This window comes from Bifidobacterium apri (assembly GCF_009299485.1).
GTDB lineage: Bacteria > Actinomycetota > Actinomycetes > Actinomycetales > Bifidobacteriaceae > Bifidobacterium > Bifidobacterium apri.
Genome location: NZ_WBSO01000007.1, coordinates 1 through 24,049 on the forward strand (window position 1 = coordinate 1; position 24,049 = coordinate 24,049).

Here is a 24,049-nt window from a genome sequence, read left to right on the forward strand (position 1 = left end):
GATGCGTCCGTTGTGTTTGACTTTGAATGTGCTTGCCATGCTTTTATTGTAGCATCCATGTTTAGCATCCATTTAATTTTGTGTTTGGTTGCTTATCCCTTGTAATCATTACCTTTATTAAGAACTTATGGACCGTTACACGAGCACGATGACCGAGCTCATCGGTCTGATGCGCATCATCGGCAATGACACCCAGCAGTGCGAGGTCAAGGAATGCAAGCGCAAAATGTCCTCGACCATCACCGAAACGCTGTCCGCGTTCTCGAACGGTTCCGGCGGCTGGATTATTCTCGGCTTGTCGGAGAAGAACGGGTTCACACCGGTCGAGGGGTTCAACGCGCGCGCCATGCAGGAGGCGCTCAGCCAGGCGTGTGAGCGGCTCACCCCGGTGGTGCGTCCGGTAATCGTCACCTGCCCGTTCGAGGGAACCAACTTGGTGTTCGCGCGGGTAGATGAGATGCAGCCGCGACTCAAACCGTGTTTCATCACCGCGCTCGGCCCGCATGACGGGTCGTTCATCCGTACAGGTGACGGGGACCGGCATATGACCGCCTATGAGGTCGACCGGCTTATCGAGGAGCACAACCAGCCCACGTATGATCTCGATCTTGTTCCGCGAGCGACTATCGATGACCTCGATCCGGCCTTGGTCCAAGCGGTGACCGGCAATGCGAGCGAACGGCACCCGCATGTGTTCGCCGGCCGCAGTGACGAACAGGTGCTGTGCGATCTGCAGGCGTTACGCCACGACGACAGTGACGACTCCAAGGTCGGCGGCGTGCTGCGCCCCACACTCGCCGGTTTGCTCGCGCTCGGCAGGTACCCGCAGAAATACTATCCGCGGCTCGGCGTGTCCGTCGCGGTGTTCCCCGGCACGAACGCCGATGACGTGTTCCGCGGGAATGAATCACTAATTGCGACCCAGCATGTGGTCGGATCCATCCCGGTGATGATCGAGGACACCACGGAATCGCTGATGCGTTGGATCGGCGGGCGTAAGCCCGAATACCCGCCAGCGGCGCTGCGCGAGGCGATCGCGAACGCGCTCATCCACCGCGACTACTCCCCTGACGCGCAAGGCACGCCCGTCCGCGTGAGCGTGTTCACCGACCGTATTACCATCACGAATCCCGGCGGATTGTATGGCACCGTCACGCAGGAGGTGCTGTCCAAACACCCGCAGGATGACGGGCCGACGATGACATCGACCCGCAACCAGTTCCTGTTCACGCTGCTTGAACTCACCCCTTCGCCGCACGGCGGCACGGTCGTCACCTCTGGGGGTGACGGGTTCCGGCAGATCCTCTCCCAGTTGCGCGAATCCGGCATTGAACCGGCGGAAGCGCGCAACGAGCATGGCATGTTCACCATGACGTTCACGAAACGCAAACTTCATGCCGTCAATTCGCCGTCCGAGGTTTCCCAAGCGATTCTTGGCCTGTTGGAACGTCATTCGGCGATGAGCGCGAAGGAAATCATCCGCGAACTGCATTTGACGCCGCTCGCCGTGGCGTCCGGCCTGCGTGAGCTTGTCCGCGCCGGAGAGATCGCGCAGGCGCACCCGGCAGCCGAGGACGGAACGAAACGCTACCGGCTGCGCGGGCGGTGACGCGGCAGGCGATACCCGCGCAGTACCGCGATGGTGACGGCTTGGGCGTCCGCGGTCGTCATCGCGTATTTCAGCGCGATCGCAACCGTGCGCAAGATTGCAGGCACCGAAATGTCAGGGTTTGCTGACGAATCGTTCCCATTCGCGCACGCGAGCGCACATGCCGTCGATATCAAGTACGCCGCATGCGAATCCCTTACGCACCAGTTGGGGTGGCAGGAATTGGTCGTACTTGTTGAAATCCGGCACTTCGTCCGGGTACATCAGTGTCAAGGGGTCGTCGAGGTCGTGTACGGCTTCGGCAACGGTGCGGTAGAACGTGGCGGCGTCCGCTTCCATGCGGAAGGTCATATAGTACGGTGAGCACGCTTCCATGCCTTTGAGCCCAAGCACCGGCGCGCACCGAAGCAGCAACAGCCGTTTGAGCGCCAGGAACGCATACGTGCCCAACCACGGGAACAGCGCCCACATATTGCCGCCCAAATGGCGCAGCGGCCGGTCGGCAAGGCCCATCACCGCCGCGTCGACCCTTGTCTGCCGCAACCGGGCCACGGCGTTATGCATGAGATAGGGGTAGATGGTCTCTGGCGGTTCGATAAGGACCTGACGCATCCGCTCGAGGATCACCGTGTTGATGTCTCCGGGGACGTCTCCGAAATATGCGGGGACTTTGCCTTTGACCATGGTGCAGTAGACGATGTGGCGTTTGCGATCGACCTCGTCGACTACCCATACGTGCCCGGCGATGGCGATTTTCTCACCCGCCGGGGGTGGTGCGACGAGTGTGCCGATTTCTTGTGATTCGCTGCGTACGCTGTACTCTTCGTTCTCTTGGAACACCGCGTAGAACTTGAAGTTGCTGGTGATCCGCTCCCCTGCTACGCCGACGATCAGGCCGCCGCGCTCGGTGGTTTCGATATGGTCGATATCGAGCAGATGCCGCAAGAGGATTCGGTAGTCGTCCTCCGTGACGTGGCGGAATACGGCGAGCGACAGCACCTGCGACGCCAGTTGCGCCGGTGTCATCTCCCCACCCGAGGCGAGTGTGCTCATGGTCTGGTGGTACAGGAGGCTGTACGGAAGCCCGTCAAGCCGGGGAGGCTCCACCCATCGGCGTTCCACATACAGCTGGATCAACGCGATACCCTGAATGAGCTTCCATGGGATGATATCCGGCGCCATGTCCCTGGATTGTGGCGGGTCTTCCCGCATGACGAACCACATTTCCTGCGGTTGGTCGCGTCTGCCGGTGCGTCCCATGCGTTGGAGGAACGAGGATACGGTGAAGGGCGCATCGATCTGGAACGCGCGTTCGAGCCGTCCGATATCGATGCCCAGTTCGAGGGTCGCCGTTGTGACGGTGGTCATGCAGCTGTTCTCGTCCTTCATGTCTTCTTCGGCGCTCTGCCTGATGGGCGCGGAGAGGTTGCCGTGATGGATGAGGAATCGATCCGCCTCATGCTTGACTTCGCAATACTGGCGCAGGGTGGTGGTCACGGCTTCGGCTTCTTCGCGGGAATTGCAGAATACGAGGCATTTGCGGCCGCGTGTATGGTCGAAGATGTATCCGATGCCCGGATCGGCCATTTCAGGTGCCGAATCGGTGGCAGGCTCCGGTACCGCCGCCGTGGGGTTGGAGTCGGTGGCGGTGTGCCGTTGGGCGCCGTCGAGAGCGGCTCCGGGAGTCTGCGGCCAGGCGCTGTTGTCCGCCTCGGCATCCAATGCAGCGGGCACGCCAGCTTCGGCGGCTATACCAGTACCGTGTGTGCCATTCGGCAGTGCCGGATTCCGCTCGATCAGCGGTAGGCCATTACCGTCGACCGCATGCGGATTCGCGGCGTATGCCGGCGTGCGCAGCCCCTTGTCTGAGGCTTGCGGTCCGGCGTTGAAGAAATGTTCCATCGACAGTCGCCAGGTCTGTCCCGCCGACTCGATCCGTGGGACGACCGTCCTTTTCCCGGTGCCGGCACTGAGGAATTCCGCTGCCTGCTGCGGGTCGCCGATCGTCGCCGACAAGCCGATGCGCCGGGGATTGACACCCGCCATACGCGAGAGCCGTTCGATCAGGCACAGGGTTTGTCCGCCACGGTCGCCGCGCATCAACGCGTGCAGCTCATCGATAACGATGAATCGCAGGTCGCCGAACAGCGCGGAGATGGCGGCATGACGGTGCAGCAGCATGGCTTCGAGTGATTCCGGCGTGATCTGCAATATTCCGGAAGGGTGCTTCATGAGCTTGCGTTTGTGGGTTTGCGAGACGTCCCCATGCCAGTGCCATACCGGGATGCCGCCTTCTGCGCACACGTCGTTGAGGCGGTCGAATTGGTCGTTGATCAGCGCTTTGAGCGGCGCGATGTACAGGGCGCCGACCGATGCCGGCGGGTCTTCCGCCATCAGAGTGAGGATCGGGAAGAATGCGGCTTCGGTTTTGCCAGAGGCGGTGGACGCACTCAGCAGCACGTTCTGGTCGGTGCCGAAAATCGCCTCGCCCGCCGCGACTTGGACGCCGCGTAAGGACTGCCAGCCGTGTTCATAGATGGCGTCCTGGATGAATGGAGCATACCGATTGAAGACATCCATGCGCGTCCGTCCTTTCCTGATGGTCGTATCGCCGACAACCTACTGTTTATCTGTACTACACAACAGCTATACACCCGTCGGCACCGAGGTGGGTTCGACATTCAAATCGTGAACTGAGCGTACTGTCCGCCCGCCTGAGGATTCATCCCGTCGGACGGATCGCCCTGTGCATAGGAGAATTCGTCGGAGGCCAGCAAATCGGCGGGTTTCTTGCCCGGATGCTGGTAGAGGATGTCGAGCAGCTCGATGAAATCACGGATGACCTCGCGCGGCGTGATATGGGAATCCGCGCCGACCCGCTGGTATTCGATGCGGATGAACGAAGCCAGATCCTCGTCGCTCAAGGTCTGCTCATAGCCGTACAGCCGTGCATGGATATCGGCCAGCTTACCCGCCAGCACAAGCATCTCCTCCGGTCCGAGCGGATCAAGATGGATCACCGGGGCCAGCAGATCGCGCGTCCCCTCGGATGAGAACCGACCGTCCGCCAGACGGCTGCGCAACGCCTCATAGCTGTAAATGCCACGGTGCCGGTCCTCGACACACTGCGGGGTGCCGCACATGATGATGCCGATATGATGCGCCTTGCCTTGCATCGTATCGTTGTACATCGTGAGCATCTTCTCATAGTTGTTCTGCCGGGTGATCGCGTTGGGGATCTTGTAGATGTTCACCAGTTCGTCCAGCATCACGATCAGTCCGCGATAGCCCGCTTTGACCAGGAATCCGGCGAACAGCTTGAGATAGTCATACCAGTTGTCATCGGCGATGATGACGCCGACGCCCAGTTCCCCGCGTGCTTCGGTCTTGGTGGCGTATTCGCCGCGGAACCATTTGAGCACGCGCCCCGCGGTCTCGTCGTCGCCTTGTCGTCTGGCATGGTAGTACATGGTGAGCAGTCGGGCGAAATCGAAGCCATGGACCATGTCCTGCATCGAAGCGATAACCTCGCTGATGGTCTGATCGACGCGAACCGCATACTCAGGGTCGTCCGGCGAGGGCATGACGCCTGTGCTTTCGGCGAGCGCCCGTGCGGTGTCTGTTTGCACTTGGCTGATCCACCGGTCGAGGATGAGCGGGAGCGCCCCGCCTTCTGGCCGTGTTTTGGTGGACATGTTGCGCATGAGTTCGCGGTAGGTGGCCAGTCCTTGCCCTTTGGTGCCTTGGAGTCTGCGTTCGGGTGACAGGTCGGCGTCGACGACGACGAAGCCGCGGTCCATGACGTGGGTGCGGACGGCTTGCAGGAGGAAGCTTTTGCCGCTGCCGTAGCGTCCTTCGATGAAGCGGAAGGCGGCGCCCCCGTCTTCGATGATGTCGACGTCGTGGAGGATCGCTTCGATTTCGCGGCGGCGTCCTACGGTGATGTAGGGCAGGCCGATGCGGGGTACGACACCGCCTTTGAGGGAGTTGATGATGACGCCGGCGATGCGTTTGGGCACTTGTCGGCGTGGCGGCACGCTTGCCGGTTGTGTGGTCGGTGTGCCTTGGGACGTCGTGTCTGGGGTCGTCGTGGTTGTTGGGTGCGCCGGGGTGGATGGGGTGTGGACGTCACCGATGCCGGAGGTTGCATCTTGGGCGGTGTCGCCTGTGCTGGTTGGTGTGGTGCGGTCCATGTCCATATGTCGTCTGTCCTTCTCGTCGTATCCGTGGTGCCGGGGTGCCTGCCCCTGCCGTTGCTGTGTTGTTGCTCTGCGTGCAGGCGTGTTGTGCCGGGCTAGCGTGTCAGCATGTCAACGTGTCAGCCATTGTCGCAGGTCGTCTTCGTAGTCTTCGATGATAACGGGTCGGTCGCCGTCGAATTCGATGACGGTGTCGCCGATTTCGTCCATCATGCGTTCGTTGATCCGGTCTACCAGCATACTCACGCTTTCGTGGCGGCGGTGTAGCTCGTCCTCGTATGGTTCGTGGTTGAGCAGTGAGCGAACAAGGAAGTGTTCCGGGTCTGTTGTCGTGCCGTCGTGTGGGGTTGTCGGCGCGGGCGTGGGTGCGGAAGCCGGCGCGGCTGTCGGGGCTGGCGCGGGGGTGTCGGCGGGGATCGCTGCGGGCGCCGGTGTTGGTGTTGATTGCGGTGTGGGGGCCGTATCCGGTTCGGTTGGCGGTTCTTGAGCCTGTTCCGCCTGCCGGAGGACGGCAGGTTCAACCGCAGGCTCGATGATGCGTTCCGGCGCTGATTCGGCCGGGGTGTCGTGGTCGTCGACGATCAGGGCGTCTCTGGTGATGTCGGCGTCGTGGCGGATGCGGGCGAGCTCGTGCATGTCGATGGTGATGTGCGGGCGGCTGGCGATGAGGCGCGCGCGTTCGATCTCGTCGATGGCCTGGTCGATGACGGGGATGAGCGCATGGGCGAGCCCGCCTGATGGCGGTGCTTTCATGTCATGCCCGAAGTGGTGGTGCCGGCGTAATTGCCGGTCGCATACCCGCATGATATCGCCGAATACGCGGCCGGCAAGGTCGGTGGCGTATGTGGTCAGGTGCCAATGGCCATCGGTGGTCCACTGATAGGAGCGGATCGGGTCGATGCTGACGGTTTGCGGTTCGTTGACGACGCGTTTCATCATCCCGTAGTCGGCTTGCGGCCGGTACCGTTGGGTGTCGAGGTAGACGGCGTCCGGGAACAGTCGGACGGCATCGATTGTTGTGGGTTGTCCGAAGCAGACGTCCGCGAGGCTGGTATGCCGTTGTTCGCGCAGATACCGGTCGACGGCTTGGCAGATGCGCCTAAGGGAGTATTGCACGATGTCACGGTGATGCCTGGTGAACGCCGACGTGTCCAGATGATAGGCGGAGATGCTTATCGCCGCGTCGAGGTACTCTTCATCGGTCGTTTCCGCCGGATTGGTGAGGATCGTGATCATACGGTCGCGGATGGTTTCAGTAAACAGGTCGCCGGTGATATGCGTGGTGAGGTCGCGGTCGATGATGTATCCGCGGATCCATTGGGCCAGGGATGCGGCGAAGCGCGTGTCCTGCCAGGCGTAGTCCTTGGCGATACGGGTGAGCTCTTGGAAGCCCTGTTCGGGATCGGGGATGATGCCGCAGATGATTTCATAGACGCGGACTTTGGCGAAGGCGACGCAGGTGTCGTACCAGGCGTCGTCGGGCGTCTCGGCGGCGGTCGCACTCTGGACGGCTGGAGCGTGGTCTTGGCTGTCGGTGTGCTCGAGGAAGCGGGTGCGCCAGGCGAAGTAGCCGCGCAGCTGGGCGTTGTCCATATCGCGGTATGTGGGGTGTTGCCAGCGGAAGATTCCATGCCATGCGCTGGTGTCACGGTAGTCGGCGACGCTCGCGCCTTGCAGGTAGAAGTCGAGCGCGCGCCCGAAGGCGACGTTGCGGAAGGTGTAGTGGGCGCGGATGCTGCGCATATGCCGCAAACGTGCAGGCAGCTGGGGGCGTGCCGGCCTTGGTCGGCTGTCGTGCGACGCGTGTGGGATCCGCTGGCCGATGGCGTTCGCCGGCATATCGATCAGCGGCAGCATGCCGTCATTGCCGTGGCGCGTGTCTGCGAATGACTGTCTGAGCGTGCGTTCCCCATCTCGCGGGGCGTCCGGCGAGAGGTCCGGCAAGGCTTCCGGCAACATGACCGGATCGGCGGCGGGCTGCGCATCATGAGCAGAGCGGAAGCCGCGCCGAGCAGCCGGTGCAACGGTATGGCGAGCGTCGTCATCCTCGACATGACCGTACACCCCGCGTACAGCCGGCCGGCGGTGTGACGTACCGGCCCTCGCGGGAATGGCCACATCCGTGTACACACGGGATTCGGCTGAGGGTTGTGTCCCGCCCGGCGCCGCAGCCGTGCCGCGCGCATCCGAGGTGTCAGCGGCAGCGGGGTCGGGCGCAGACATGCCGGCGCGCTCAGACGAAACGTTCAAATACTCGACAATCGTGGAAACATCAACGCTGCCGTCAAGCTTGACGGACACCCACGAGTCGTGGTCGGTATGCATGCTCGCCGCGACACCCGGCGTGAGGGACGGGTGCGCGGCCTGTTGCGGCGTGCAGCGGACAAGCAGATCACGCCCATCAATGAGGATGGCGATGATCCTACCGGTGGTCCGATGCCGGAAGGTCAGGCCGTTTCTGCCCCGTCTGCCGGGCTCAAGCACTGCGGACAGGTTCTGTACGGCGTAACGCGTCACCGCGTCCGCCATGTCGTTGAACCCATCCCTCATATCCATATCATCGAGTCTAGCGCGAGCAGACCGGCGATTGAAATGCGCCTTGCCTGAGGATTGCCGGCACAGCTATCATGCTGCCATGAGAATCGCGCTTGCACAGATGAGTATGGGTACCGCCATCGCCGGCAATGTGGACACCAGTGTCGCCCTGATCGCCCAGGCGGCGGACCGTCATGCCGATATGATCGTGTTCCCTGAAATCCAATACTCGCCGTTCTTCCCGCAATACCCGGCGTCGGACACTCCCCTGGACGCCGCCGGATACGCGATGCACATCGACGACCCTGCGATCCAGGCGATACGCGAGGCGTGCAAGGCGAATCGGATCATGGCGTGCCCGAACGTCTATCTCGAACACGATGACGGCAGACGCTATGACACCACCTTGGTCATTGACGCCCAAGGCAGGGTGCTCGGCATGCAGGGCATGGTGCATATCGCGCAAGCGGAGCGCTTCTACGAGCGGGATTATTACACGCCTGACGATGCGATCCGCGTGATCGGGACGCCGTTCGGCGACATCGGAGTGTGCGTATGCTTCGATCGGCATTACCCCGAGACCATTCGCACGCTCGCCTTGCGGGGCGCCGATCTGGTGATCATCCCGACGGCGAACACCAGCGCCGAACCCGAGGAGATGTTCCTCCAGGAAGTGCGCGTGCAAGCGTTCCAGAACAGTGTGAATATCGCGATGTGCAACCGTGTGGGCGTTGAGGATGCGATGCGGTTCGACGGTCGCAGCGTAGTCGTCGGGCCTGACGGTCAGGTGATCGCGATGGCTGGCGAAGAGCCTGAACTGCTGGTCGCCGACCTTGATCTGGCCGCCGCCAAGGCGATGCGGGACGCCAAGCCGTATACGAGGCTGCGCCGACCGGAATTGTACGTTTGACCGTCCGTTTGATTGTTTTCTGCAACGCCAGGCAGGCCTGGACGCGTATGGGACGACCCGGTTCACCCGGGTGTCACACCTGATGGTTGAGGAGCCTGCTGCGCAGATCGCGGATATCGCGTTCGATGTCGCGGATGGTGGCGGTGAATGCCGCATCGTCTTTGCCGGTGGGATCCTCCAGCCCCCAGTCCTCCCGCAGTCGGGCGGGTATCACCGGGCAGGCGACGCCGCAGCCCATGGTGACAACCACGTCGATGTGGGGCAGCTGGTCGAGTGTTTTGGGGTGCTGCCCGTTCGCCGGCATGTCGATGCCGTACAGGCTGCGCATCAGCCGGACGGCGTCCGGATTGATGGCGGATTTGATGGTGGTGCCGGCTGAATATGACGTGAACGCGTCCGAAGCCAACGCCCGTCCGAGCGCTTCGGCGATTTGGCTGCGGCAGGAGTTGTGTGTGCATATGAACGCGACGGTGGGCAATGTCATCGGTACCTCGGCTTTCCACAGGTGATTCCCGTGATTGTTTCGATTTTGATTGGGGGCGTCATCGGGCGCGTGCTGCGCGTATCGCCGGTGCGTCCGGGTCAGAAGGTCAGACGCATCTCATGCCACGGCACTCCCCCATGCGTCGAGGCGGACATGCCTTCGTCGCGGAAACCGAAGGACGCGTAGAAGTGCACCAGCCGATCCTTGCAGGTCAGGACCACGCCACGGCGATGTTCCGCGCGCGCCGTGTCGATCGCATGGCGCAATACGCGTCCCGCGTACCCGTGCCGCCGGTAGTCCGGGTGGGTGTCCACGCCGAAAATCATCTGCCATGCGCCGTGCGGGTCATGCATCTCGGCATGGTCGTACATGTCGTCAAGCAGATGCGGCTGGTCGGTGACCATGCCGTTGACGAAACTCAGCAACAGGCCGGCATCGGTACTGCCGGCGCCATCGATACGGTCGCCGGCATCGGCACGCTCCCCATGCTCGTCATGGTCGCCGGTATCGGGGTTGCGAGGGGCTTCCAACAGCCAGAAATGGTCGGGGAACACCGCCAGCCGGCTGCTGATCGACGTGCGACTGGCCGCTTCCGCCGGCGGGAAGCACGCGCGTTCGAGGCTATCGATGGCATCGAGATCTTGTGCTGTGGCTGTGCGGATCGGCAGCAGGGCAAGCTGTGGTGTCGGTGTGGTCATGATGCCATGGTACCGCGCGTCAATCATGTGCGTCGTGAGACGAACCGTGAGACGAACCGTGAGACGACCAGCCCCGCGGCGATGAACGCGATTGCGTACAGTGCCATCAGACCGGTCGAACCCGCCCATCGGCCCATGTCGGGCACGCCGGTCATCGCCGCGCCTTGCCCGCCGAACGCGTCATAGACGCCGCCGACATACCACCAGCCGGGCAGCAGTCGTGCAAACGTGCGCAATGATGCCGGCATCAACCATTGCGGCAGCCATGCGCCGGACAGGAACGCGGAAGCGAGCGCGACCGTGTTGACGATGCCGTTCATCGCGGCGGACGACATGCGGAACTGCCCGATGAAGAATCCCAGTGACGCCACCATCAGGGAGAACACGAACGTGCCGCACAGCGTCAACAGCAGCGGACGAGTCCCGATGCCCGTAATCCCGCCTTGGCAAGTGGACGCGCAGATGAGGGTGACGGCGGTGCAACACAGCCATATCAGGATGGATGCGACGCAGCAGACGAGCAGCACCTGCATCCATACGCTTCTGCCTGGTATCGCGGATACGCCGACCCTGCGCATGGTCGCCGGCTGGTTGAACGCGTTGATGATGACGATCACGATGAACGCGATGCTGAGCATCAGCGGGTAGAGCATGATGGCGAATGTCGATGCGCATACGCGTGCGCTCGCCGGAAGCGTCGGCGTGGTGCCGGAAGCCTGTTCGACCCGGATGGATTCGTGCGAGGCGATGCCATTGTCCGCTGAGGCGTTGACGACCTTGGCGGCGGCTTGAGACAGGTTTGCGGTGTCGTCGGCGAGCATGACGGAACGCAGTGAACCGAGGAACCCGTTGATGTTGAGCGTCAGCATCTGGACGCTTGCCGAATCCGTGGATTCCGAGCCGCTCGCACCGGCAAGACCGAGCGAAGGCAAGGTGCCGCCGTCACGCGCGGCACGGGTGAAGGAATCCGCATACCCTTGGGGAACGATGACGATCAGGTTGACATACTGTGTGGCGATAGCGTCTTGGATCGCCTGGGTGTCGTCCGTCACCTCGACGATGTCGGCGGTTGCGGACAGGTAGCTTCGCAACGCGGCGCCTGTGGCATGCGCGCCGGCGCTGTCCCGGTCGATGATCGCCAAAGTTGCGGTAGGCGGATCATACGTGTTCGTCTGATCGTCGCTGCCTGCATTTTCGCCGACCCCGATGCCGAGCAGCGCCGCCATCACCACGGTTGTCAGCAGATAGACCAGCAGTTGGAATATGTTCGCACGCAGGACAAGCCAAGCGACCTTACAGGTGTTCATATTGCATCTTCCTGAGTTCGAATGCCGCAAGCGCGAGCGCGAGGGCTGCCGTCAAAGCGAGCACGCCGACGGTGCGCGCGAACGGTGCGAGACTGTCATAAGCGAGCAGGTCGTAGAACAGGTTGCACATTTGTTTGGCGGGGTTGAGGTATTGCAGCGCCGGCACGGCCCGCTGGATGCTGTCGGCGAATGACATATTGCCGTACAACCCGGTGAAAATCGACAGCGTCAGGGAGATGGCGACGCTCAGGCCGCTTTTCGTGCCGAGTGACAGTGTGGGGATTGCGCCTAGGGCGAGTCCAAGACAGGTGGCGGTGCCGGATCCGAGCGCGATGGCGAGCACCGCCAGCCCTTCACGCCCGGGGATGGATGCGTGCAGGACGATCCGCATGTACGCGTAGACGACGAGCATGCACAGGAAGGTCACCAGCCATGAGGCCAGCAGGACTGCGAAGATCCGCGCCCGACGCGACAGCGGGGAGACGCTGACCCGAGCGCCCAGGTGTGACAGGTTGGCTTGCAGCGTGGTGAGCATGCTGCACGCGGTGGACATCGCCATCAGCATGCTCATCGCAAGAATCGCGAAATGGTATCGGGCCATGGTATCGGCGTGCCTGATGCCGGGCACCGGTTTGGTCAACGTGTCCATATTCACGTCCGCCTGTCGGGCGATCCATGCCGTATCCGCCAATTTCCCGGGATCCTTCGCCGCCGCCTGTCGGACGGCATCGGCGATGATCGATGAGCGCTCATTGTACTGCTCGACCATGGTGCCGAGCGTGATCAACGACCATGCCCGCCCGTCGGAACCGCCTGATTTCACTTGTGCGATATCCGCGGCCGCGGCTTGCGAGAGGGTGAGGGTCAGCTGGCCTGAATCGTGCGCCGATACGTAGGCGAGCGCCTTGCCGGAATGCATCAGCGCCTGTGCTTCGGCTTCATCGTCGGTATCCACCCGGGTGAACAGGGCGGTGCCGCCGTTCGTCGCCGCCGTAGCGAACTTGCCGTCGGATGATGCGAACATGCTGATGAACAGGTCGGCGCCTCGGTTAGCGGTCCATGTTTCATCGGCGACGACCGCCACAGGCGCCGGTTCAAGGGTGACTTCGCCGGAGGCGATGCCGCCGAAGACGCCTTGGATGAGCGTGGACAGCATGATGGGGAACGCGATCATCCAGAACAGGACGGCCGGTGTGCGCAGTGAGCTTTTCAGCTTGATGACGAAGGTATGCCACATGACGGTCCCCCTAGTCGCGCAATGCCGTGCCGGTCAGGTCGAGGAACACGTCGTTGAGGGTCGGCGGCTGTGATGTGACACGCCCCGGATGGATGCCGTCGCGTTTCAGCACGTCGAGTACATCGACCAGATTGTGTTCCCCGTGCGTGCAGCGGATGTCCAGCGTGTCATCGGTGACGTCCGCCTGAAGCACGAACGGCAGACTGCGGATGCCGTCAGGCACGCGTCCGGCCAAGCCTGCCGCTTCAATGGTGATGCGCTCGCCGGTGCCGATGTTCGCTTTCAGTTCGTCCGCTGTGCCGAGCGCCAGGTGCTTGCCGTGATCCATGATCAGGATGCGGTCGCAAATGAGTTCGACTTCTTCCATGTAGTGGCTGGTGTACACGATGGTGGCGCCGTTGCGGTTGAGCCGCTTGATGCCTTCGAGGATCGCATTGCGGCTTTGCGGATCGACTGCGACGGTCGGCTCGTCGAAGAAGATGAGTTCCGGCTGATGGGCGATGCCGCAGGCGATATTGAGCCGCCGAAGCAAACCGCCGGAGAGCTTTTTGGGTCGGTATCGCCGGAATTGGGAAAGCCCGACGAATGCGATCGCCTCATCGACCAGCTGGCAGCGTTGCTTGCGGTCGTTCACGTACAGCGAGCAGAAGTAGTCGATGTTCTCCTCCACATTGAGCTCTTCGAACACGGCGACTTCCTGCGGTACGATGCCGATCCGGCGGCGCAACGCGTACGCCGATGGGGTCATCCTCCCTCCCAGCACGCGGATGTCCCCCTCGTCGAAGGTCAGCAATCCCAGGATGCAGCTGATCGCCGTGGTCTTGCCCGACCCGTTCGGTCCGAGCAGTCCGAAAATCTCGCCGCGACGGACGTCAAGATCGAAGCCGTCGAGTGCAAGCATGTCGCCGTACCGTTTGACCAGGTGTCTGACGCTGACAGCGGTCCCGTTTATGTTGTCCATGATTTCATTGTGTCATATGCTGCAACGAGCGTGGCATGGGCGAGAACGATTTACGAACATGTCAACTTCCGTCCATATCCGGGGTGACGATGGTGGCAGTCGACGCGCCCGCGCCGGACGGGAGGAAACACATGGCACAGTACAACGACAAAAACGGCGGCCGGGACAACACAGGGCACGGCGTCCCCATGGATCTGCTCATCCACGGCGCCGACGAGGCGGCGGCGGGGCTGCTCGGCTGCCTGCTGGTTCGCGACTGGCCGGACGGCACCCATAGCGTGGTACGCATCGTGGAAACGGAAGCCTACGACCAGAACGACCCGGCGAGCCACACGTATCATGGCCGCAGTGAACGCAATCGGGCGATGTTCGGCCCAGCGGGCCATGCGTACGTGTATTTCACCTACGGTATGCACTACTGCGTCAACGTGACCGCAGGCGCGGACGGCTTCGGATGCGGGGTGCTGATCCGGGCGGGCGAACCTGTCGAAGGAATCGACCGTATGCGCGCATTGCGCGGCGGGCGCACCGGGGTCGAACTGACCAACGGGCCGGCGAAACTCTGCCAGGCGCTCGCCATTGACAAATCCCTGTACGGCCATGATTTGAACACTACGCCGCTGCGCCTGGTGCGCGCATCGCTGCGCGAGGGGGAACGGATCGCGTGCACGCCGCGTATCGGCATCAGCAAGGCGGCGGACCGGCCCCGGCGGCTGATTATCATGGGCAATCCGTTCGTGTCGAAAAGCCCGTTGAATGCGAAAGCCGTACCGTTGGACGCAGCCGAAGGGGCGCACGGCGTGCCAACGGTTGCAGGCGACAGCGCAGCTAACCCGGCTTCGCAGCAATCGGCAGTACCGCAATCCACCGCACCGCGACACACTCACGCCGTCCGCATGTCGGAACCCAATATGGACGTCAACGCCGACCTCTGCCCCGTCACCGGCAAGGGCACCGGCAACGGCACCGATGTGAGGATCCGCCGCGTGTATGAGGATGCGTCCGCGGATGACGGTTTGCGCGTCCTGGTCGACCGGCTGTGGCCGCGCGGCAAATCCAAGCAGAACGCGCATATCGACATGTGGCTCAAGGACATCGCCCCGTCGAAAGCGCTGAGAAGCTGGTTCGGGCATATCCCTGAACGGTTCGACGAGTTCGCGTCACGCTACCGCCGTGAGCTTGACACCAATACGGAAGCGGTCAACCGCCTGCGCGAGCTGATCGCCGGCCATCCCCGTGTCACCCTGCTGTATGGCGCCAAGGACAGCGAACACAACAATGCCGTCGTCCTGCGTAAGTATCTGCTCGACGCGCAGGTATCACAACAGGAAGAGAACACAAAGAAGTCAGCGTAACCGCTGACGGCGCCGGCCAACGACACCACAAGCATCACCCCAACCACCGACGCTCCCCCACAAACTAGCTACGCTAACCACCCCGCCAGCGTAACCAGTTTGGGGCGAATACACAAACTGGTTACGCCGGGCAGGCTGATTGCGCAACCAGTCTGTATAGTTCCACAAACCAGCTACGCTCAGCATCCCGTTACCGTAACCAGTTTGGGGTGAATACACAAACTGGCTACGCTAACTGCCTCGTAAGCGTAGCCAGTTTGCACCCGCCCATAACTGGTTACGCTCAGCGCCACGTTAGCGTAGACAGTTTGTGGAGAGGGGTGGGTGCCGCATCGGTTTTGTGGGGTCGCTGCGGGTTTCGCTATGCCTTGGCGCGTCTTTTTCTGCGCAGTTGGACCGGTTTCAGCGGACACCCTGCGCAGAGCGGGGAATCCGGATCCGGCACGCATCCGCCCGTAGCGCAACCATGCGAGCCGCGCCACGTGACCAGATCGATCACCCCCTCGCGTTCCAGGCTTTCGGCGATCTGAACGATGAAATCCACCGGCATGCCAAGTGCGCGAGCGCACGCCGCGATATCAAGCCCCTGCCGAATCATCACCGCAACCCTGCCGCGGACGCCGGTAGGCATGCGGCGAACGGTGTGTTTGGCGTTTTCCGCGGCAGTGTCCATACCAGCACTCATTCACATCACCAGCTTGAGCAGCTGGAACGCCACAACCGCAAGGATATAGGCGACCACGAGCCCCAACGCGACACTGCCGGCGGCCACACGCCGGCCGAACTGGCGTTTGAGTTCCGCGACCGTCGCCAGACACGGGGTGTAGGCGAGCACGAACAGCAGGAACGCAATCGCCGCGGCACGCCCATGGCCGTGTGAGGAACGGTCGAAGGATTCACGCAGCTTCTGTCCCAAAGCCCCCTGCCCCTGCTGCTGCTCGGACTGGTCGTCCGTACCGGAGATACTGTACGACTGGGACATCGACCCGACCACCACTTCCTTTGCGACGAACCCGGTGATCAAAGCCGCTGACGCATGCCAATCGCCGAATCCGGCGGGCATGAACACGGGCGCCACCGCGTCGGCGACCACGCCATACGCCGAATCATGCACGTTCTCGACATCGCCGAAACTTCCCGCACCCGCCGTCGCCGGAATCGACGCGAGAAGCCACAGCACGATGATGACGCTGATGATGATCGAGCTCGCCCCGCGCAGGAATCCCCACAGCCGGATCAGCACGGAACGCACCAACGCCACGACTTTCGGCCATTGATACGCCGGCAGCGCCATCGCGAAGGGTTCAGGTTCCAGGTCGCGGAACACCGTATGCCGCAACAGCACACCGATCGCGAGAATCAGCACGATCGAGACGACATACATCCCGAACACCACCACGCCCGCCGTGGACCGGAAGAACGCGTACGCCAACACCAGGTATACGGACAGGCGTGCCGAACAGGAGGCGAACGGGATCAGCATGCCGACCATGACACGCTGGCGGGAATCCGTCAATGTGCGGGTCGCGGCGAGCCCGGGCAGATTGCAGCCGAATCCGACGACGATCGGGAGGAACGCGCGCCCATCCAGCCCCAGAGCGCGCATCACCCGGTCCATCACGAAGGCGGCTCGGGCAAGATACCCGCAATCTTCAAGCAGCGAAAGCATGAGGAACATGATGCCCATCGGAGGGATGAAGGTAGCGACCGTGATCACACCGTCCAGCAGGCCGTCCACCATCAACCCGTGGACCCAACCGCCGGTCGCCGCCGGCTCGAACAACGCGAAGACGGCATCAATGCCGTCGGTCAGCCAACCGCGCACCGTCACGTCGAACCAGTCCTGCATGGGGCCGGCGAGTGTGGTCGTCGCCTGGAATACGAGATACATGACCGCAAGGAACACCGGCACGCCAAGCCACGGGTTGAGCAGCACGCGGTCGATGCGGTCGGAACCGGTGTCATGCCCGGCGCCGGACAAGCCGATTCGGTCGATGATGCCGGCCGCCCAGTCAAATCGCCGGTCAGCCCCGTCACGCACCATCTGGTCAAGCTCGGCATCGCTGCCGACATGGGCGTGACGCAACCCGTGCGGCAGCGGAGTGCCGCCGAATGAGGATGCGATGGTAGCAATCAGCAGGTCCGTTCCCTCGCCGGTACGCGGGTCAATCGGCACCACGGGAACACCGTCAAGCGCCCGGGACAATGCCTCGGGGTCGATGGCATCGCCCTGGCGACGCGCCAAATCGTTCATCGACAAGGCGACGACCACGGGACGGCCGAGCTCCACAATCCCGGCGAGGAAATACAGGGATCGGACCAGATTCGTGGCATCCAGCACGGCGACCAGCGCATCCGGGACCGGCATGCCGTCGAGTCCGGCAGCCGCTTGTGCAGCGACCTGCTCATCCGGCGATTGGGGCATCAACGAGTATGTGCCGGGCGTGTCGATGATATCCCAGATGCCGGCTGACGTTTCGGGAACGCCCGGTCTGCCGGTCGTATCGAGCCTGCCGCGTTCGACGAGGACGGTGGTGCCCGGAGCGTTCATCACCCGTGCGCTCGCCCCCAGCAATACGTTGAACAATGTGGATTTGCCGACGTTGGGGTTGCCGACGAACACCACTCGACGGCTGGTTTGACCGACCGGTTCCTTCCCGTGCGTCGTGCCGGTATGGCAGTCCGCGTCCTGTGAGGATTGTGAGGGCATCTTGCCGAAGCGGAGGGTGTCGAAGATACGTTCCAGCCTGCCGCGGTGCGACGGAGTGTCAGAGGCGCATGCGCAATGCTGATTCGTGGTGTGCATGGCGCCTTTGCCAGCCGCCACTGCACTGCCGGCCATGGCGTGGTTGCCGTCTTCGCTTCCCATAGCGTCAACGGCGTGCGCGGCGCCCTCGCAACATGATGGCGTGGCGCCCGTTTTGGCTTGTTTGGTGTCGTGATCCGTGGTCATCGGTTGTCTCCATGCGTTTCGTGAGCGGCTTGAGCGGCTGGTATCGGCGTGACGAGAATCGAGCGCGCGGTCGCCCCGTCAATGGCGATTCTTCCGGTGCCGACGGCGAGCACGCGTCCGCCGAAATTCGAGCGTTGGGTGACCTGCGTCACCGCCCCGACGCGAATGCCCAGCTCGAGCATACGCAGCCGGTGTCGCGCGTCCATGCGGATTTCCGTGATTGTCATATCCTGCCGGACCGGGCAGGTTTCCGCCGTCAACGCTTCGGGTTCCCGTTCCGGGCCATGCGGCGTATGATGCGCCGTCTGCTCTGCAGGACCGGTCTCGTGGCGATCATGCGCCGGATTCGCCACGTCGTTCGTTCGTTCCTCTTGTTCCATCATGCTCTGACAATAGCCGAGCCCCTTGCCGAAGGACGGATTCGCGGGATTTCCCCGTTTCCATCCTTGAAATCTTCGATTCCGCTTCCCTTTCATCACGACAATTCTCGACCCTTCCATCTCGTAATCCCCATCTTGGATGCTTCGTCGCAGGACTTTCCGTCCCGCACATCGCAGGTTTGACGTGAACGACCGGAAAGTCCGCGCCAATGGCTATCATATGATGGTCTTCCTGAGCTGGATGGGTCCGCCCATGGGATCGGCAGTGGAGACTCATACCATGTATTCCGCGCATTGCGCAGACAACCGTCACGCGAACAGCAAGCAGATGTGTCGTGTCGTCCGGATGCGTGAAACCACGAAACAGGAACGATTCTAAGGAGCATCATGCCTCAGAGCGTGCAACACACACCAGACCCGACCGCACAGCGGCACGACATTCCCCTGCCCGACCCGAAACCGGTCCCCTGGTGCACGCGCATCTCCATCGCCGCGATCGGCATGCTCTCATTCGTGGGCATTCTCACCGAAACTTCGATGAACGTGACCTTCCCCACCCTGATCGCCAGCATGCACGTGACGTTGGCGACCGTCCAGTGGTTGACCACCGGCTACCTGCTGCTCGTCACCATTGTCATGAGCAGCACCGCGTATGTGCTCAAACGCTTCAACCCGCGCACCCTGTTCTTCTTCGCGTTGGCTATGAGCGCGCTCGGCGCGCTGACATGCCTTGTGGCGCCCAGTTTCATCCCGTTGCTGATCGGAAGGATGCTGCAGGCGGTCGCCACCGGCATCGCCACCCCGCTGATGTTCCAGACGATTTTCACGCATATCCCGGTGTACAAGCTCGGCGTGTACACCGGTTTCGCCGCGGTCATCATCTCCCTGGCGCCCGCTTTGGGGCCGACCTACGGTGGTGTGCTGACCAGTGTGTGGTCGTGGCGCGCGATTTTCGTGGGCGTGCTGCCGCTGCTCGCGCTGATCGGCATTGCCGGTGCGTACAGCGTAAGCGGTACGGCGCCGGGAACCGCAGGCCGCCGCTTTGACATGCTGGGACTGGCGATTTTGTCCTGCGTGTTCCTTGGATTGCTGTTGACCTTCAACCAGGCTGGCGTGCACGGCTGGGTGTCATGGCAGTTCGGCGTGGGTCTGCTGGTCTGCTTCGCCCTGGTTGCGCTGATGGTGTGGCACGCTCGGCATGGGGCGCGGGCACTGTTCGATTATTCGATTCTGGGCGATCGGCTGATCCGCCTGCGGTTGTTCTCGTATTTCGGTATGCAGTTCATCAATATCGGCATGTCGTTCATTCTGCCGCTTTATGTGCAGGATGTGCTCGGCGGGTCGGCGATGGCGGCGGGCATCATGCTGCTTCCGGGCGCTTTGATCGGCGCGGTCGCGTCTCCTATCGCCGGACAGGCGTATGACCGTTCCGGCTTGCGCAAACCGATTACGGTCAGTGTCACGATGATGGTGCTCGCTTTGGCGTTGCTCGCCGGGTTCGCCGGGTCGCTCACCGTTGTGCTGATGGGCGTGTTCTATGCCTTGTTGCGGATCGGTTTCAATATTGGTTTCGGCATCACCATGTCCGATGCGAGCACGTTTGTCGCCCCGCGGCAGAAGTCCGATCAGAATTCCATGTTCTCGATGATGCAGCAGTTCGCCGGATCGTTCGGCACTGCCGTGATGAGCGCGGTAATCGCCGCGCAGACGTTGCGCATGCCGATCAGTGAGGCGACGGTCAGCGGCAGTCGCATCGATTTCTTCATCCTGCTGGTGCTGGCGTTGGCGATCGGGGCGTGTGTCGCCGCATCATTCCGGGTGCAACGGCGCGCGCAGGCTCGCGGCTGACGCGTGCGCGGTTGATGCCCGCGGTTGTGGTGCCCGCCTGCGGTTGATGTCCGCCCGCGTATCTGGGTGAGATTTGGAGTGAAATCTGGCTGAAGGCCGGAGATTCTCCTTCTTCTGCCGGCCGGTATTGCGTCACCGTGCGACCGGCACGTTACATTGCGGACTGATTTACCCGCACATGCCCTGCCACTGGCAGGCATCTTGCTGTGGTGCGACCCGCACGTCACACCACACGCCGATTACCCTGCGACTGCATCCCCGCCCATGAATTCCCGCCGGTGTGTGAGCCAATCCTCACACACCTGACTCGGCAAGCGCACCCATCTGCAATACACCGACCGGCTGTCAGGCACCTATGCGCGTACCGCCCACAATTGCGTGACCGCTTCCCGCAGGAACGGCATATCATGGCTGACCACAATCACAGCCCCGCGATACGCGGCAAGCGCGCGGGCAAGTGCTTGCCGTGAGTGCAGATCGAGATGGTTGGTCGGCTCATCCATGACGATGAGATGCGGCATGTTGCGAATGCCTAGGCACAACAGCAGTTTGCGCAGTTCGCCGGGTGATGGTTCGCTGGAGGCGGCGAGCATACGGTCTGGGTCGGCGTTGAGTTGCGCCATGGCGGAGAGTACGTCGCCGCGTTCGGCGGGGTTGAGCTGCGCGAGTTGGCTGAGCGCCGCCTGCGCATCGTCGCTGGTGGTGTTCTGCCTGATGACGAGCCGCGGCACGTCGGATGGTTGCGCGTCGAGCCGTGCGAGCAGCGCGTTGAGGATGGTGGTTTTGCCGGCGCCATTCTGCCCGATGATGCCGATATGGTCGTTCGCTCCGACGCTGAGTGTCGGGATGCGTACACCGTCGGGGGTGTGCCAAGCGTGAGCGGTGATGGGGATATCCGGCGCCGGTTCAATGACTTCTGCCGCCTGCGCTGCAGTTGCAGGTTCCGTCATTCCCACGTGCCTTGCTGATTTCACCGTACCGTGATTGCCGGTAGTACCGTCGGCCGCCCCGCCGGCAACCATGCCGCTGGATTCCGCTCGCGTCTGCACGGTCGAGGATCCGAACGGGATCACGCCCGCTTCGAGCCGAACGAGTTCCACCGCGTGACTGGGTTCGATTTGCGCGAATGCGGTCAGGTCCCCGTCGTAGCGTTTGGCGGCGACGGCGATGGAATCCGCCGCGAGCTGCGCGGCGTGGACGCGCGCGTCCAATCGCGCCTGCGCCGAGCCTGCCGACCCGTCGACGCTGGTCATCTTCGCCAGCTTGGCGGCGTTGCGGGCGTCATGATCTTTGCGGTCGATGGTGCGGTTCGCCCGCCATGATGTCGCGGCGAGTGCCGCATCATGCCGGCGTGACGCGCTTTCGCGTTGCAATCGCGCGGCTTCTTTGTTGGCCTGATTGAGGGCGTGGCGCTCCCCTGCCTGTTGGGCGGTCGCGTCGGCGAGCGCAGCCGTGTAGTTGCCGGGACGCATGGTGACAACGGTGATGTTGCTGTGCTCGACGTGACGGCGTTCGAAGCAGGCGCATCGCATGGCTACCTGGTCGATGAGTTCGATGTCATGGCTGACGACGATGCCGACGCGTCCCCGGCGGGGTGCGGGCAGCGTGGCGGTTCCCTTACCGTTGCCCTTTTCGTGATGTTGCCCGTTCGCGGCGGGCACGGCGGTGGTTGCCAGGGCATGGCGTTGCCCGGTGAAATCGAGCATGGCTTGGGCGATGGCGTTCCGGGTCGGCGCGTCAACGTGGTTGGTCGGTTCGTCGAGAATCAGGACGTCGGGGTGTGCTGCGAGCGCGCACGCGATCTGCAATCGTTTGCGTTCCCCGCCTGAGAGCGTGTCGTACCGGTATGGCCAGTCGTCCGCGATGCCGAGCGTGTCACGGATTGCTATGGTTCCCGGACTCCAGTCGCCAGCAAAATCATCCAAATTGGCAGGTACGACGGCGACATCCTGCGGGCAGAAGGCGATAACCGCGTCGGACGGGCTGACTTGCCCGCGTTCCGGTGTGAGTGCGCCGCGTGCGATGTGCATGAGCGTGGATTTGCCGATGCCGTTGTCGCCGAGTACGGCGGTCCAACCAGGCGCGAATGTGACGGTGATGTCATTGAGTATAGGCTCCGGCGATCCAGAATACGTGTAGGTGATATGTGACAGATTCAATGCGGCGATAGACATGCTGTGGTCGATACTGACAGAGACGCTGGACGGGGCATCGGCGCTGGCGTGCGACTCCGCAGTCGCAACGCGGCGAGATAGCGATCGGGATGACCGTACCATGGTCGCTATCGGCCCGCCGTGCGATCACGCAGTCGCACCACAGCCAGATAACCGACGCCATGACCTCACTACGGAAGCTATCTGCCCGCTGTGCGACACCAGAATCACACCGCAAGCCAGATACCTGCAGTGAAAGTCCCCGCGAGTGGCTTTACCAAGTCACCGTGCGACACCAGAGTCGTATATCAACATAACACGCAAGCGTACAGGGAATTAACTGGCGGAACCTCCTGATTCTTGATGATGGCTCCAACCGCATCACTCTCTCTTGAATTCCTCCGTTGAAGCCATTTTCTGCGAATGCGTACGCAGGAAGTCACTGAAATCCTTCTCTCCTGTTTCTCCGGTGACCAGCTGTTGTATGTATATATACACCTCATTCTCTCGTGCCTCAACAGCATCTTGCGTTGTTATCTCAATATGTTCAGACTTCAATATTGAGAAGCACGAGATCATCGTCGTTCGCTTATTGCCATCTGCAAAAATGTGCCCCTTGGCCATGTGGTAGGCAAAATGAGCCATTTGCTCAAAAATATCGCTGAACCGATCAGCGGGTGTAGTCCCAAAATGGTCACCGAAAGATGAGAGAATAACCGACTCTATTCTGCCTTCAATCTGGGTACGCACGACATCGGGAATCCGCGCTCCTAAGCTGAATCCGCGCTCTTTTACTACTTCCCGGTGGATATCCATGAGTGATGAGACCAACATGGAAATTTCCTCATCACTCATGGAAATCGGAGCATACCCCCGAGAACTGGTAGTCACGTGTTCTCCAACAATCGTAACGTGTTCTTATATTTTTTGGTGACATGCTTAATTGCCCCAACCAGAGTGAACTCAGGATCAAAGCCCTTGATATCCGCAGAATGCAGAATCAAATCATCGTCAATCCGAACATCCATATCTTTCCGATATACCTTTGACCATGCACCTCCCGGCTGATGCGACAGACGAACGAGATCATATCCCGAAAGCCAACCGTAATCACGCCACAATGCCTCAAGAACGGACTGCTCACGATCCGTAAGACTTGGCGGTTCGCCCGGATATTGTCGAACAGGCTGCCTGCCGAACCTCTTGTATTCGTGGTACACGTTTGGGCATACCGGCCCGTACTCCCAAGCTTCGATAGCGTCACTGAACAGCGCCAACCCGTCGCGCTTCAACGATTCGACTTGGGCATAGAAACACAGCTTGTTCAGTACCAGATTGGACAGCTCAGCGTCATTGCCATGATGCGAAATTAGCCATGCGGCGACATCTTTCGACTGCATGTTCACCACCCTCTTCACTA

At 61.9% G+C, this 24,049-nt stretch carries 18 protein-coding genes and 1 pseudogene; 5 read left to right on the forward strand and 14 right to left on the reverse strand.

Annotated features, from left to right (window positions below):
- Window positions 1-127 precede the first annotated feature (127 nt).
- On the forward strand, window positions 128-1,609 hold the full coding sequence (locus DSM100238_RS05645) for an ATP-binding protein (RefSeq protein WP_152355719.1): 1,482 nt from the start codon (window positions 128-130) through the stop codon (window positions 1,607-1,609).
- A 114-nt stretch (window positions 1,610-1,723) separates the two neighbouring features.
- On the opposite strand, the gene DSM100238_RS05650 is transcribed toward DSM100238_RS05645, so the two are convergent.
- From DSM100238_RS05650 to DSM100238_RS05660, 3 genes are all read right to left on the reverse strand, one after another.
- Window positions 1,724-4,189 (reverse strand): DEAD/DEAH box helicase, encoded by a 2,466-nt coding sequence (locus DSM100238_RS05650; protein WP_152355720.1) that lies wholly within the window; start codon window positions 4,187-4,189, stop codon window positions 1,724-1,726.
- Window positions 4,190-4,290: 101 nt separating this feature from the next.
- Window positions 4,291-5,808, reverse strand: coding sequence for an ATP-binding protein (locus DSM100238_RS05655; protein WP_240812371.1), 1,518 nt, complete (start codon window positions 5,806-5,808; stop codon window positions 4,291-4,293).
- Window positions 5,809-5,919: 111 nt separating this feature from the next.
- Complete coding sequence (locus DSM100238_RS05660) at window positions 5,920-8,364, reverse strand: TerB N-terminal domain-containing protein (protein WP_152355721.1); 2,445 nt, start codon at window positions 8,362-8,364, stop codon at window positions 5,920-5,922.
- 79 nt (window positions 8,365-8,443) lie between these two features.
- Between DSM100238_RS05660 and DSM100238_RS05665 the strand changes: the two genes are divergently transcribed.
- Entirely contained in the window at window positions 8,444-9,253 is an 810-nt protein-coding gene (locus DSM100238_RS05665) for a carbon-nitrogen hydrolase family protein (RefSeq protein WP_152355722.1), read from the forward strand.
- Window positions 9,254-9,326: 73 nt separating this feature from the next.
- On the opposite strand, the gene DSM100238_RS05670 is transcribed toward DSM100238_RS05665, so the two are convergent.
- From DSM100238_RS05670 to DSM100238_RS05690, 5 genes are all read right to left on the reverse strand, one after another.
- A complete protein-coding gene (locus tag DSM100238_RS05670) occupies window positions 9,327-9,737 on the reverse strand; it encodes an arsenate reductase ArsC (protein ID WP_152355723.1) in 411 nt (136 codons plus the stop codon).
- 98 nt (window positions 9,738-9,835) lie between these two features.
- Window positions 9,836-10,435 (reverse strand): GNAT family N-acetyltransferase, encoded by a 600-nt coding sequence (locus DSM100238_RS05675; protein ID WP_205730694.1) that lies wholly within the window; start codon window positions 10,433-10,435, stop codon window positions 9,836-9,838.
- Between the two features lie 23 nt (window positions 10,436-10,458).
- The gene (locus DSM100238_RS05680) at window positions 10,459-11,742 is read right to left on the reverse strand and encodes an ABC transporter permease (protein ID WP_152355724.1); all 1,284 of its coding nucleotides are present in this window, start codon (window positions 11,740-11,742) and stop codon (window positions 10,459-10,461) included.
- Window positions 11,729-12,979 carry an ABC transporter permease gene (locus tag DSM100238_RS05685; RefSeq protein WP_152355725.1) on the reverse strand — a complete coding sequence of 417 codons (1,251 nt, stop codon included), beginning with the start codon at window positions 12,977-12,979 and terminating at the stop codon, window positions 11,729-11,731. The genes DSM100238_RS05680 and DSM100238_RS05685 overlap by 14 nt, the downstream gene beginning before the upstream one ends.
- Before the next feature lie 10 nt (window positions 12,980-12,989).
- Window positions 12,990-13,940: an ABC transporter ATP-binding protein gene (locus DSM100238_RS05690; RefSeq protein ID WP_152355726.1), complete on the reverse strand. Its 951-nt coding sequence runs from the start codon at window positions 13,938-13,940 to the stop codon at window positions 12,990-12,992.
- Window positions 13,941-14,128: 188 nt separating this feature from the next.
- On the opposite strand from DSM100238_RS05690, the pseudogene DSM100238_RS05695 reads away from it, so the two are divergent.
- Together DSM100238_RS05695 and DSM100238_RS05700 are read left to right on the forward strand one after the other, a co-directional pair.
- Window positions 14,129-14,677 (forward strand): annotated as a pseudogene (locus DSM100238_RS05695) (DNA-3-methyladenine glycosylase); the annotation flags it as partial.
- A 174-nt stretch (window positions 14,678-14,851) separates the two neighbouring features.
- Window positions 14,852-15,295 (forward strand): DUF488 domain-containing protein, encoded by a 444-nt coding sequence (locus tag DSM100238_RS05700; protein WP_167511070.1) that lies wholly within the window; start codon window positions 14,852-14,854, stop codon window positions 15,293-15,295.
- A 361-nt stretch (window positions 15,296-15,656) separates the two neighbouring features.
- Here DSM100238_RS05700 and DSM100238_RS05705 read toward each other — a convergent pair whose 3' ends face one another.
- The 3 genes from DSM100238_RS05705 to DSM100238_RS05715 are packed head-to-tail and all read right to left on the reverse strand — an operon-like array spanning window position 15,657 to window position 18,631.
- Window positions 15,657-15,968 (reverse strand): hypothetical protein, encoded by a 312-nt coding sequence (locus tag DSM100238_RS05705; RefSeq protein WP_152355727.1) that lies wholly within the window; start codon window positions 15,966-15,968, stop codon window positions 15,657-15,659.
- Between the two features lie 12 nt (window positions 15,969-15,980).
- Window positions 15,981-18,248: a ferrous iron transport protein B gene (gene feoB / locus DSM100238_RS05710; RefSeq protein WP_240812372.1), complete on the reverse strand. Its 2,268-nt coding sequence runs from the start codon at window positions 18,246-18,248 to the stop codon at window positions 15,981-15,983.
- The gene (locus DSM100238_RS05715; RefSeq protein WP_240812373.1) at window positions 18,245-18,631 is read right to left on the reverse strand and encodes a FeoA family protein; all 387 of its coding nucleotides are present in this window, start codon (window positions 18,629-18,631) and stop codon (window positions 18,245-18,247) included. Before DSM100238_RS05715 ends, feoB begins: the two co-directional genes overlap by 4 nt.
- 384 nt (window positions 18,632-19,015) lie before the next feature.
- Between DSM100238_RS05715 and DSM100238_RS05720 the strand changes: the two genes are divergently transcribed.
- Window positions 19,016-20,476 (forward strand): MFS transporter, encoded by a 1,461-nt coding sequence (locus DSM100238_RS05720; RefSeq protein ID WP_152355728.1) that lies wholly within the window; start codon window positions 19,016-19,018, stop codon window positions 20,474-20,476.
- A gap of 353 nt (window positions 20,477-20,829) precedes the next feature.
- Here DSM100238_RS05720 and DSM100238_RS05725 read toward each other — a convergent pair whose 3' ends face one another.
- From DSM100238_RS05725 to DSM100238_RS05740, 3 genes are all read right to left on the reverse strand, one after another.
- Complete coding sequence (locus DSM100238_RS05725) at window positions 20,830-22,650, reverse strand: ATP-binding cassette domain-containing protein (protein WP_240812374.1); 1,821 nt, start codon at window positions 22,648-22,650, stop codon at window positions 20,830-20,832.
- Window positions 22,651-23,010: 360 nt separating this feature from the next.
- Window positions 23,011-23,484, reverse strand: a complete 474-nt coding sequence (locus tag DSM100238_RS05735; RefSeq protein WP_152355729.1) for a type II toxin-antitoxin system death-on-curing family toxin — start codon at window positions 23,482-23,484, stop codon at window positions 23,011-23,013.
- 32 nt (window positions 23,485-23,516) lie between these two features.
- The gene (locus tag DSM100238_RS05740; RefSeq protein ID WP_152355730.1) at window positions 23,517-24,029 is read right to left on the reverse strand and encodes a Panacea domain-containing protein; all 513 of its coding nucleotides are present in this window, start codon (window positions 24,027-24,029) and stop codon (window positions 23,517-23,519) included.
- Between the last annotated feature and the right edge of the window lie 20 nt (window positions 24,030-24,049).